This is a genomic window from Pseudoalteromonas sp. P1-9 (assembly GCF_001399975.1).
Lineage (GTDB): Bacteria > Pseudomonadota > Gammaproteobacteria > Enterobacterales > Alteromonadaceae > Pseudoalteromonas.
This window is the reverse complement of record NZ_LKBD01000006.1, coordinates 159,305-171,007: the sequence shown is the minus strand read 5'-3', so window position 1 is coordinate 171,007 and position 11,703 is coordinate 159,305. Positions and strand designations below refer to the sequence as shown.

At 40.5% G+C, this 11,703-nt stretch carries 15 protein-coding genes; 14 read left to right on the top strand and 1 reads right to left on the bottom strand.

Annotation, left to right across the window (positions count from 1 at the left end; all coding sequences use genetic code 11):
- Genes gspF through AN214_RS06560 form a run of 10 tightly spaced genes read left to right on the top strand, consistent with a single transcriptional unit; the run spans window position 1 to window position 7,272 of the window.
- Window positions 1-1,221: a type II secretion system inner membrane protein GspF gene (gene gspF, locus AN214_RS06605; RefSeq protein WP_054978991.1), complete on the top strand. Its 1,221-nt coding sequence runs from the start codon at window positions 1-3 to the stop codon at window positions 1,219-1,221.
- A 25-nt stretch (window positions 1,222-1,246) separates the two neighbouring features.
- Window positions 1,247-1,672 (top strand): type II secretion system major pseudopilin GspG, encoded by a 426-nt coding sequence (gene gspG, locus AN214_RS06600; RefSeq protein WP_054978990.1) that lies wholly within the window; start codon window positions 1,247-1,249, stop codon window positions 1,670-1,672.
- 21 nt (window positions 1,673-1,693) lie between these two features.
- Window positions 1,694-2,278, top strand: coding sequence for a prepilin-type N-terminal cleavage/methylation domain-containing protein (locus AN214_RS06595; RefSeq protein ID WP_010561247.1), 585 nt, complete (start codon window positions 1,694-1,696; stop codon window positions 2,276-2,278).
- On the top strand, window positions 2,265-2,645 hold the full coding sequence (gene gspI, locus AN214_RS06590) for a type II secretion system minor pseudopilin GspI (RefSeq protein ID WP_235576715.1): 381 nt from the start codon (window positions 2,265-2,267) through the stop codon (window positions 2,643-2,645). Before AN214_RS06595 ends, gspI begins: the two co-directional genes overlap by 14 nt.
- Window positions 2,646-3,266: a type II secretion system minor pseudopilin GspJ gene (gene gspJ, locus AN214_RS06585; protein ID WP_054978988.1), complete on the top strand. Its 621-nt coding sequence runs from the start codon at window positions 2,646-2,648 to the stop codon at window positions 3,264-3,266.
- Complete coding sequence (gene gspK, locus AN214_RS06580) at window positions 3,266-4,249, top strand: type II secretion system minor pseudopilin GspK (protein WP_054978987.1); 984 nt, start codon at window positions 3,266-3,268, stop codon at window positions 4,247-4,249. Before gspJ ends, gspK begins: the two co-directional genes overlap by 1 nt.
- The gene (gene gspL / locus AN214_RS06575; protein WP_054978986.1) at window positions 4,246-5,442 is read left to right on the top strand and encodes a type II secretion system protein GspL; all 1,197 of its coding nucleotides are present in this window, start codon (window positions 4,246-4,248) and stop codon (window positions 5,440-5,442) included. The genes gspK and gspL overlap by 4 nt, the downstream gene beginning before the upstream one ends.
- Window positions 5,439-5,909 (top strand): type II secretion system protein GspM, encoded by a 471-nt coding sequence (gspM, locus tag AN214_RS06570; RefSeq protein WP_054978985.1) that lies wholly within the window; start codon window positions 5,439-5,441, stop codon window positions 5,907-5,909. The genes gspL and gspM overlap by 4 nt, the downstream gene beginning before the upstream one ends.
- 1 nt (window position 5,910) lies before the next feature.
- A complete protein-coding gene (locus AN214_RS06565; RefSeq protein WP_054978984.1) occupies window positions 5,911-6,678 on the top strand; it encodes a type II secretion system protein N in 768 nt (255 codons plus the stop codon).
- A 9-nt stretch (window positions 6,679-6,687) separates the two neighbouring features.
- On the top strand, window positions 6,688-7,272 hold the full coding sequence (locus AN214_RS06560) for a UPF0149 family protein (RefSeq protein WP_054978983.1): 585 nt from the start codon (window positions 6,688-6,690) through the stop codon (window positions 7,270-7,272).
- Window positions 7,273-7,525: 253 nt separating this feature from the next.
- Here AN214_RS06560 and AN214_RS06550 read toward each other — a convergent pair whose 3' ends face one another.
- Window positions 7,526-7,873, bottom strand: a complete 348-nt coding sequence (locus tag AN214_RS06550) for a hypothetical protein (protein ID WP_152960728.1) — start codon at window positions 7,871-7,873, stop codon at window positions 7,526-7,528.
- 127 nt (window positions 7,874-8,000) lie between these two features.
- Here AN214_RS06550 and ccoG point away from each other — a divergent pair, with 127 nt between their 5' ends.
- The 4 genes from ccoG to AN214_RS06530 are packed head-to-tail and all read left to right on the top strand — an operon-like array spanning window position 8,001 to window position 11,679.
- Entirely contained in the window at window positions 8,001-9,425 is a 1,425-nt protein-coding gene (gene ccoG / locus AN214_RS06545) for a cytochrome c oxidase accessory protein CcoG (RefSeq protein ID WP_054978980.1), read from the top strand.
- Window positions 9,426-10,400, top strand: coding sequence for a serine/threonine protein kinase (locus AN214_RS06540; RefSeq protein ID WP_054978979.1), 975 nt, complete (start codon window positions 9,426-9,428; stop codon window positions 10,398-10,400).
- Between the two features lie 9 nt (window positions 10,401-10,409).
- Complete coding sequence (locus AN214_RS06535) at window positions 10,410-11,036, top strand: thiol:disulfide interchange protein DsbA/DsbL (RefSeq protein WP_054978978.1); 627 nt, start codon at window positions 10,410-10,412, stop codon at window positions 11,034-11,036.
- A gap of 10 nt (window positions 11,037-11,046) precedes the next feature.
- Entirely contained in the window at window positions 11,047-11,679 is a 633-nt protein-coding gene (locus tag AN214_RS06530) for a thiol:disulfide interchange protein DsbA/DsbL (RefSeq protein WP_054978977.1), read from the top strand.
- Window positions 11,680-11,703: the final 24 nt, after the last annotated feature.

Sequence of the window (11,703 nt, the reverse complement as noted above, 5' to 3'; positions counted from 1 at the left end):
GTGGCTGCGTTTGAATATAAAGCGCTCGATGGTCGCGGTAAAAATAAAAAAGGTATTTTAGAGGCTGATACCGCAAAGCAAATTCGCCAAATGCTGCGGGAAAAAGGGCTTACACCGCTAGAGGTGGTGCAAGCTGCGGATAAAGAAAAGCAGCAAGTTAAAAATAGCGGCGGATTGTTTAAAGCCAAAATATCGGCTCATGAGTTATCACTTATCACGCGTCAATTAGCAACACTTGTGCAATCGGCGTTGCCTGTTGAAGCGGCAGTTCTTGCTGTGGCAGAGCAGTGCGAAAAGCCACGTTTAAAAAGCATGTTGATGTCAGTGCGTTCAAAAGTGGTAGAAGGTTACAGTTTGGCTGAAGGTCTTGCTGAGTTTCCGCATATTTTTGACCATCTATATCGCGCTATGGTTGCCGCAGGCGAAAAGTCGGGGCACCTTGATCAAGTACTGGTGCGTTTGGCTGATTACACTGAACAAAGACAGCATATGCGTAGTCAAATAACGCAAGCTATGGTCTATCCCATTATTCTTGTGGTATTTGCTGTTGCAATTGTGTCTATTTTGCTGGGCACGGTAGTACCGACCATCGTTAAGTCGTTTCAAAGTTCAAAGCTGGCGTTGCCTTGGACCACAGAAACAGTAATTGCGGCAAGTAACTTTATTCAAAATTATTGGTTGTTTTCATTAATCGCCATTTTTGGCAGTATCTTTGCCGTTAAGAATGCTTTGAGAAAACCGAAAATACGTTTTTGGTTCGATTCTCGCGTATTGCAGTTTCCATTTATCGGTAAAGTAGCCCGTGGTCTTAATACAGCACGATTTGCAAGAACGCTAAGTATTTTGTCATCGAGTTCTGTGCCGCTGCTAGAAGGCATGCGAATTTCGGGCGAAGTTTTAGCAAATGAAAAAATGAAAGCAGCAGTCGCTGAGGCAGCAGTAAAAGTCAGTGAAGGTGCCAGCCTGAAAGCGTCACTTGATCAAACTAAACTGTTCCCACCTATGATGCTGCATATGATAGCCAGTGGTGAAAAGTCAGGTGAGCTTGAACAAATGTTAGAGCGCTCGGCTGATAACCAAGATAAAGAGTTTGAAGCGTTAGTGAATATTTCACTAAAGCTACTAGAGCCATTAATGATTGCGCTTATGGCAATCATTGTCATGTTTATTGTAATGGCAATTTTACAGCCAATTATGGCGATGAATAACGCGATCGGATAAGCGTTAAGTTTTATAGAGGTGTTAAATGAAAAAGCAAAGTGGATTTTCATTACTTGAAATCATGGTAGTTCTGGTAATTATTGGCATGATCATGGCCATAGTTGCGCCGAACATCATGGGTCAACAAGAAGAAGCAAAAATTGACAAAGCACGTATTGATATCAGCGCATTAGAAGATGCTATGAATATGTACAAGCTGCGTAACAATCGTTACCCAACAACAGAACAAGGCCTTGAGGCGTTAGTTGAAGAAACAACGATTGAGCCGTTACCAAAACGTTTTCCTGAAGGTGGTTTTATTGAAAAGCTACCAGTCGATCCATGGGAAAGCCCATATCAGCTAGTAAGCCCTGGTGAGTTTAGCAAAATTGATATTTTCTCAATGGGTCCAGACGGTGTTGCTGGTACAGAAGATGATATTGGTAACTGGGATGACGAAGACGCGCGTTAATCGTTAACGTTAGTTTAAATTATGAAAAAGTGGCAAAGCGGATTTAGCTTACTCGAAATTTTAGCGGTATTGGTAATTATCGGCTTTGCCATGAACCTTGTTGTTCTTACGCTTAATGATCAGCAAGAAGAACAACTTGAAACCGAAGCACTTAAGCTTCACACCATGATTAATCTTGCCTCTGAATTTGCCGTTATGAACCAGCTTGAGCTGGGCTTTCATATAGATAAAAATACTAATACCTTTGAGCTGCTGGCGTTTGATAGCGAAAAGTGGGTTGCAATTACAGAGCCTGAAGTATTTAAACCGCATCAGTTCAGTGAGTTTATTAGTGTTGAAATGGCACTTGAAGATTTGCCGTGGGGTGAAGAAAACTTGTTGCAACAAGTCGATTGGCGCCAGCTTCTTAACAGTGAAGATGAAGAAAGCTTATTGGAACTTGAGAAAATGAAAATTCCACAGGTTTTATTGCTGTCTTCCGGTGAAGTGAGTCCTTTTCAACTTGTACTAACACTAACTGATAACGAAAAAGCGCGTCCTTATTACATTAAGGGTGAGTTAATGGCGCCCGTTGAATTGTCTCAGGAATTGGATGACGATGCCTAGAGTACGCGGTTTTACGTTATTAGAAGTGATGATTGCAATGGCCATTTGTGCACTTGCAGGCATTGCCGCAATGAAAGCGGTTGGTGATCACATTAATCACCTATCTAATATCGAAGAGCAACAGCTTGCAAGCTGGGTTGCTGAGAATCAATTAGCTGAATTAACGCTTACTACCAATTGGCCGCCAGCGGATAATAAAACTGGTGATGAAGAGCAGGCGGGAATTAAGTTTTACTGGCGTCACAAAATTACCAAAACCGAAAGCCCCGACTTGCTTGAAGCAAGAGTGTTAGTTTATTCAGACGAAGCACGTAAACACGATGTGTATGAGCTAATTACTTACATTGCAAAAAATGAGGGTAAGTAAGTGGTCACTCAGCGTAATAGTTATTTAGGGTTTACTTTAATTGAGGTGCTGGTGGCACTCGCGGTATTAGCAATGGTAACGCTGGCAAGTCATCAAATTTTGTCGACCGCGATTAATGCCAATCAAAATTCAAAAGAAAAAGTAGCTGAAATAGGCGCTATGAATACGGTTTTCCGTATGATGCAGCAAGATTTTACCCAATTAGCGCTACGTAACACTCGCAATGAATCGGGTGATAGTTTAGAGCAGTTTTTAATTGCTGACCGTTTTTTGTTTGATAGTCAATATCATGGTGTTGCAGGCGTGCGAGATGGTTGGAGTAACCCAGTTAACTTATTGCCGCGCAGTGAATTACAGTTATTCAGTTATGTTGTCGAAGAAGATAACTTAGTGCGTAAATATCGCATTTATGTCGATTCGCTTGATGGCACTGAACCTAAAAGCCAAGTTTTACTGGAAGACATTAAAGACTTCACCATTAGTTTTCGTGGCGAAAATGATAAATGGGAAGAAAATTGGACTAATCCTAGTTTGCCTAAAGCCATCAAAGTAGAAATTGCGTTAGCCGATGAAATGATCGTAAGTCGCATTTTACTGCTGCCAGAGAGTGAGGCGACCTGATGATGCAAAAGCAAACGGGCGCAGCGTTAATTATCGTGCTGTTTGTCGTGGCACTGGCTGCATCTTTGGCAGTTAAAATGAATGCGCGCTTGATGGTAGAAGTACAGCGTTCAAGTAATCTCGTATTACAGCAGCAAGCACGTTGGTATGCCATGGCGGGTGAAGCTCTGGCAAAACGATTGCTGATTGATGTAAAAAAACAAGATAAAGACCGTATCGATTTATCGCAAAAGTGGGCTGTTGAAACACCGCCTTACCCTGTTGAAGATGGTACGGTTGAAGGTAAAATTATTGATTTACAGGCGTGTTTAAACCTTAATGCACTGCGGTTTGTTGATCCCAATAATGCCAGTACTCGAAATTTTAATGAAGCACATAAAACATTAGAAGCGTTACTCGATATTATTCCTGATTTACCGATGGAAGAATCGAAAGAAGCACTTGCAGATAGCGTATTTGATTGGCTGGATGAAGATAGCATGCCAAAAAGACAGGGGGTCGAGGAAGGGGAGTACATGTCTTACAGTATTCCTTATATGACAGCCAATAACTTATTTGCTAGCGTATCGGAACTGCGATTAATTCGTGGCTTTAACCCGATCATCGTGGAAAAATTAAAGCCATACGTTTGCGTTATTCCCCAATATGACGAATTTAAAGTGAATGTGAATACACTGCAACCTGAACAGAGTTTGTTATTGGCTGCAATGCTGGATATTTCAGAGAGCCAAGCAGAGACAATAATAAGTCAGCGTCCGAATGAGGGCTGGGATGACCTTAATAAATTCATTAATGATGCCAAACAAAATGGCGCTAAATCGTTGGATGATAAAGATAAACGCTTTGTGATAAATAGTAATTATTTTGAAGCGCAAATAAAGGCAAGCTTCTTTGAAACGAATTTTGCGATGAAATCCATAATACATATAACAGATAATCAAAAAGTTAGTGTACTGGCGCGTAGATTTGGAGGCGTACAGTGAAAGAAACCTTAATTATTCGCTTAGGGCAATCGGTTAATGATCCAATTCATTGGCTTATAAGTAATGCGAATGAAACCATAGCAAGTGGTCGAATTGATAATAGCTTGGTACTTGAAGAATTAGCTGAAAAAGCGCAATCACGGGAAGTTATCGCGCTATTTCCTGCTAGCAAAGTACAGCTTAAAACGGTGGTTTTGCCGACTAAATACAACCGTAAGTTAGAGTCAGCATTGCCATTTATGCTAGAAGAAGAACTTGCGTGTGAATTGGACGATGTACTGATCAGTATCGGTGAACCTTGTATGTTGGGCGAAAAGCACGCATTACAAGTGGCTGTTTGTCAGCGAGCGTGGTTTGAAAACTGGTTGGATATTTTAAAAACAGCAGAGTTATCGCCAACGCGTGCGCTGCCTGATGCGCTGTTACTACCGCAATTTGATGACGCCGATGTAACCGTTACGGCGCTTGAAAACAACTGGTTGTTTAGACTTAATGCTTGGCGCATTGCCGAGGTGGAAACAAGTTGGATAAACGAATTTATTGCAACCCTAGATACACAATCGCTCGCACATCTTAGCGATTTAGAGTTTGAATATGACAACGCGGTAAAAAAATTAGAACACTATGACCTACCGCTAGCGATTTTTACCAAACAGCTTGCGACGCAACCATTTAATATGTTGCAAGGTGCATTTCAGGTTAAAAAACAAAGCAAAGGTGTGTGGCCTGTATGGCAAGTGCCTGCTATTGCCGCAGGTATAGCTTTAATGTTTGGCCTTGTTTTGAAAGCGGTAACCGCGTACCAATTGGAGCAGAAAGTTGCTGTTGCAAAAGCTGAGACAATTGAAGCGTATCAACAAGCATTTCCTGGTTCAAAAGTGCGACCAAATCTAATTCGCCGTCAAATTCAGTCTAAATTGTCACAAGTATCGTCTGGTGGCGAAACGGGCTTTTTGTTTTTACTGCACCACCTAACGCCTGTATTTAAAGATGTTGAAGGTTTTACACCTGAAACATTACGTTTTGACAGTAAGCGAGGTGAGCTACGCTTACGTGCCAGTGCAAAAGATTTCCAGAGCTTTAATGTTGTAAAACAACGGCTGGAACGTTCAGCGTTGCAAGTAGAGCAGGGATCACTTAGTAACTCAGGTAACCTTGTAGTAGGCGAAATAAAAATTAAGGCGGGTTCATGAATCAGTTAGAAGCCTATTGGCAGAATCTTAAACCAAATGAACAGCTACTGCTGAAATGCGCTGCGGTAATTTTTACTTTGTTTATTATTGTGATGTTAATTATTCGTCCATTAAACAATAAAATTGAAAAAGCGGAAAAAACTTTGCAGCAACAGCAAGAATTAGCGCAATTTGTAAAACAAAGTGCAGCAAAAATTAATGGCAGCGGACAAGGCAAACGCGCAGTGAGTGGCAGCTTAAGTCAGATTATTAATGTGTCGAGCCGTCGCGCGCAAATCAGCATCAGCAAAATGCAGCCAAAAGACGAGACACTGCGTCTTACCATCGAATCAGTTGAATTTAATAAACTACTTATTTGGCTTGAATCACTGGTCGAAGAAAGTGGTTTAACGATCTCTGCGATTGATATTAATCGAGGTGCCGAGCCTGGCATGGTAAGCATAAGTCGTTTGGTGGTTGAGAAGTAATATGAAAAAAACGATATCTCTTATCTTGTTATTTATTGTCGCATTTATTGCGTTTGTTATGTACCTTGCACCAGCCTCGGTTGTGCTTGGCTTTGCACAAAGTCACTTACCAAAAAATATTAAAGTTGTAGGTGTGTCTGGCACGATTTGGCAAGGTCGCATCGCTCAGGCTCAAATTAATCAACAGCTTATCGATAAGCTAGAGTGGCAGTTAAAACCAGCTAGTCTGTTAACTGGCAAGGTGAGTGTTGATATTAAATTTGGTAGCTTACGTGGGTTTGATACGCCGTATGGCAAAGCGTCACTTACTTTGCCATTTTCAGCTGAAACAGTGCAGTTAAGCCGTGCTAATATCCGCGTTGCGACATCAAGTATTATGGATAATGTTAAATTGCCAATGGCGTTGCCAACTAAAGGTAATTTAAAAGTAAAAGTGAGCAACGCTGAATTGCCATTGGTAGCAAAAGATAAGTTGTGTCATGTTTTAGCAGGTAATGCTGAAACACACAATTTATCGGTGCAAGGTCTACAAGGTTGGATTGAGTTTGACACCATCAAGGGTAAGCTTGGATGTGAAAATGGGTCGCTAAGTCTAAATATTAGTGAAGAGAACCAACTTGGGCTGCAGCTAGAAGCGCAATATGGTTTGCGCTTGATGAGTGTTAGTGGCTTTGTTAAACCAGATGCAAGTTTGCCAAAACAAGTTCATGATGCCGTTAAGTTTTTGGGTAAGCCAGATAATAGCGGGCGCTACCCGTTTAAGTTCTAAGTACAAAACATGATTGAATTTACACAAACAGATAAGCACGCGTTGACGAGCTGGTTAGCAAGCAGTGAAATGGCACCTTATGCGATGCCATTCCCCCAGCTTGAAGGGTATTTATTTGCGCTTATAGCCGCACCAGCTCCGATTATTGAAGATATTTGGGTTAGTGAAGTGCTTGGTAATAAAAGCGAGGAATTAGCCGACGATAAACTGTTTGCGTTAATGGCCTTTCACAATGATGTTAGCGATCATGTTTTTGAAAAAGGCTATGCGCTATCTTCTCGCATTAGCATTATGCAACCGAGTGCTGCTAATTTATCAAAAAACGGCGAGCTTCATTTATGGGCGCTAGGTTTTACTCAAGGCATTAAGCATTATATAGAGCCAATTGTATCGGCGAATAATCTCAATGGGGAACTAAGCGAAGTACTGGCAATGACGTTAGGTTATTTATGCTTTTTTGCAGATCTAAATAACGACGCTTCATTGTGTGATGATGTTATCAGCTTGATTGAACCATTTGCTGAGGGGTATGCAGAGCTTATCGAATCATGTGTGCTAGATGCAGGGCTCATTGAAGAAGATGCTCTCGAATGAGATCACCTAAATACTCACAACTAAAGTTTGCTTTTGTTAGCTTGAGTTAACTAATCTATCTCAAGAGTGAGCCGAGTGCAGCCAGATCCACAACTTACAATAAACTCACCGTCTTTGTCGTTAAGTGATACGCTAAGGGGTTTGTTACACGTATCACAATTAACTGTACTGCCTTTTAAGAGTTTTTTTAAAACGGCTTTTTGATCATTAAAGTTTTTTGCAAACTTTTTGTTAAGCTGTGAAAAATCCATAATTAACGTTTAGATTCTTCCGCAATAATTTTACAAATTTGTCTTAAGTCATCCCCGTAAAAGTAAGAGTTAAGCTCTTTTTTTACACAGTAACGGGTGTTAAACGATGACATTTTTTGGTTAGTGGCAAGCTGCTTAGTTAAATAGTCCTCAGCAGTTTGCGACAAACGAAGCTTTTCTTTGGCGCGCTCTAATGAACGAGCAGCTTCTTGATCTGTTTTTACTTTGCTCGAATCGCTCAGTACGCCCATAACTTTGTCATAAAGCTCTTGTCGCGGCTTAGCAATGCTTGGGTGATCAACACTGGCTAAGATAAGAATGACCAATACAAATAAGAAGTAATTTTTCATAAACTTTTCTTTTTTTTGATTTAGCACTAATTTGCTGTGCATTTAGTTTAATAAAATGCATCGCACTAGCAAAGACAATTGTTATAATTAAGCAACTTATCTACAAGTTTGCACACCTAGGGGCGCCATGGACAAGCAAATTAAAGTAAAAAATATTCCAACCGAAGTAAAGGTACATAAGCCTGACGCGGAAAAATTTGACCGTTTTAACCCGCGCAACCGCATTTATGTTCGTGCTGTAAAAGGCTTACACCAAAAGTTACGTAAGTACCTTGGTTTTATTGCCATGCTTAGTTTTATGTTACTGCCATGGGTGAGTTTCAACGGCCATCAAGCGGTTCTTTTCGATATTTTCAATCAAAAATTCAATATCTTTGGCATGACATTATGGCCGCAAGATTTAACCATTCTTGCCTGGATTTTTATGATTGGCGCGTTTGCTCTGTTTTTAGTAACGACCTTTTATGGTCGGGTTTGGTGTGGCTATATGTGCCCGCAAACTGTGTGGACGTTTATCTTTATTTGGTTTGAAGAAAAAATCGAAGGCAGCGCGAATCAGCGCAAAAAACTCGATCAGCGTAAAATGGACTTTGATAAGTTTTGGCGAAAATCAGCGAAACATTTTAGTTGGGTTGGTTTCTCACTGTTTACCTCGTTAACCTTTGTTGGTTATTTCACGCCTATTCGTGAATTAATGGTGGATTTTTTTACCTTTGAAGCAACGGCCTATGCTGTTGGTGGCGTATTGTTTTTTACTTTTTGTACCTATGGCAATGCAGGCTGGATGCGTGAAATCATGTGTTTACATATGTGTCCTTATTCGCGTTTTCAATCAGCGATGTTCGACCAAGATACCTTCACTGTTAGCTATGACGAAAAGCGCGGTGAAAACCGTGGACCACGTGGCAGAAGACAAGATCCAAAAGAGCTTGGTTTAGGCGATTGTATTGATTGTAAAATGTGTGTGCATGTCTGCCCGACAGGCATTGATATCCGTAATGGATTACAGTACGAATGCATTAACTGTGGTGCATGTATCGATGCGTGTGACGAAGTGATGGATAAAATGAATTATGACAAAGGGCTTATTTCATATACAACAGAGCGTAACTTAACATCTGATAAAAAGACCCACGCGTTTCGTCCGAAAATTATTGGCTACTTGGTCGTAATGCTTGTTATTTGCGGTATTTTTGTTGCGGATGTGATGACTCGTATTCCTATGGACCTTGATATTATTCGCGACCGAAATCAGCTTTACCGCGTAACTAATGAAGGTTTAGTTGAAAACACATATACTTTAAAAATTCTTAATAAGTCACAGCAAGACCACGAATACACCATTGCGGTTGAGGGACTAAATAATTTTAATATTATTGGCAAAACACAGGTGCATATTCGTTCTGGTGAGTCGTATAGCCTGCCGTTGTCAATCGCAATTGACCCGTATGATTTGAAATCGCCAATCACCGAATTCAATTTTGTCTTGCAGCGTGCAGATCAATCAGAGACGCAACTTGCGCAGCCAAGCAAGTTCTTTAAAGGACGTTAAATGTCGACTTTTGATTTTAGAGACTTAACGCCTGAACGTATTTTAGACGCGGTAGAAAGCATTGGCGTTTACCCTATATCGGGGCTTTTAGCGCTCAACAGCTATGAAAACCGCGTTTATCAGTTTATTGCGGAAAATAACAAACGTTATGTAGTGAAGTTTTATCGTCCAGAGCGTTGGAGCTCATTGCAAATCCAAGAAGAGCATGATTTTAGTTATGAACTGGTTGACGATGAAGTGCCTGTTGTCGCGCCAATAAAGCGCGACAATACTAGTTTATTTGAATACCAAGGTTACCGTTTTGCGCTGTTTCCGAGCGTAGGTGGTAGAACGTTTGAAGCAGATAATTACGATCACCTGGAAGTTTTAGGTCGTTTTATCGGTCGTTTACATAATGTGGCTAAAACTAAACAGTTTGCCGTTAGGCCAACAATTAGTTGCCAAGAGTTTTTGCACGACGCCAAACGTTCTCTAATAGATAGTAATTTAATATCGCCAAGTTTAGAAACGCCATTTATGACTGTTTTGCAACAGGTTATCACGTTAACTGAAGAGAAATATTCGCCAATTAACGAGATCCGCTTGCATGGTGATTGCCATATTGGCAATATTCTGTGGACAGGTAATGAACTGACTTTCGTTGATTTAGATGACGCTCGTCAGGGGCCAGCAGTTCAAGACTTATGGATGATGTTAAGCGGTGATGAAAGTGAACAACGCATGCAAATGGATACATTGTTGTGTGCATATGACGAATTCTCATCACTGGATTTACAAGAACTGAGGCTGATCGAACCTTTGCGCGCCTTACGTATGATTAATTATATGGGCTGGCTTGCAAAACGTTGGAGTGATTTAGCATTTCAACGGAACTTTTCGTGGTTTGCATCAGACAAATACTGGGAACAACAAATATTAAGTTTAAAGGAGCAATTGGCTGCGTTGCACGAAGCACCGTTAAAGCTTTTGCCATAAGAGAACCCTATGACTAAGAAGTTATTTTTAATTGTTGCATTAATTTTTCCATTAGCACTATTTGCTAAGGAGTTTACGTTTGAAGAGGGGAAACACTTTTCTCGTATTAAAACTGAAAAATCTGAAAAACCACAAGTAACCGAGTTTTTCTCATACTACTGCCCGCATTGCTACAATTTTGAAATGATCGCCCAGCGATTAAATAAAGAGCTACCAGCAGGTACTTTTGTTAAAAGTCATGTAAACTTTTTAAACGGCATTGACCCAAAAACTCAATCGTTGCTTTCTGTTGGTTACTTAGTTGCAAAACAAGCAGGTAAAGCGAGCGAAGCGAGCGACGCTATCTTTTCATTTATTCATCGCAATCGCGGCAGCTTCGCAACTATCGGTGATGTGCGTCGCTTATTTGTACTAAACGATATTGTAACAGAAGAAAAATTTGACCAGCTAGCTGGAAGCATGGCAATTGCTGCGCAAGAACAGTACATGGTTGAACAGCAAAAGCGTTTTTCAGAACTGCGTGCGTTGACTGGCGTACCAACATTTATTGTTAACGATATTTACCGTATCGAATTAACCAGTATTAAATCATACGATGAGCTAAAAGCGCTCGTTGATTATCTATTAGAAAAATAACGGAGTAATAATGAAAGCATTTTTTAAAGCTGCTCTTTTAGCTTTAGCACTGCCTGTTGTGGCAATTGCCAACCAGTTTGAAGAAGGCGTGCACTATGAAGTGATCTCAGATCGCGCAACTAAAAAGCCGGAAGTAACTGAGTTTTTCTCATTCTACTGCCCAGCATGTAACAACATGGAAAACGTGATTTACGACATTAAACCTTTACTAAAAGACGGCGTGGCATTTAAAAAAGCGCACGTTAACTTTATGGGCGGTCGTTCAAAAGAAAATCAAGAAATGTTGTCACAAGCGTTAGCAACAGCCGAAGCGCTGCCGCAAAAAGACCAAGTGATTGCAGGTATTTTTAACCATATTCACGGTGAGCGTAAAAGCTTTAATGAAGTTGCAGACGTAAAAGATGTATTTGTAGCTAAAGGTGTTGAGGCTGCAACATTCGATAAATATTACAAGAGCTTCGGCGTACGCACTAAAGCGAAGAAAATGAGCAAAGAACAAGAGTTCTTTAAGAGCAAAGGCGCATTAGGCTCAGTACCAACCTTTATCGTTAATGGTAAGTACAAAGTTAACTTTGGCCGTAAGTCAGGCATTTCAAGTGCTGAAGATATGGCGAATCTAATTAATTACCTTGCTCAAAAATAATTTAAGCAATTAGTAAAAAAGCGC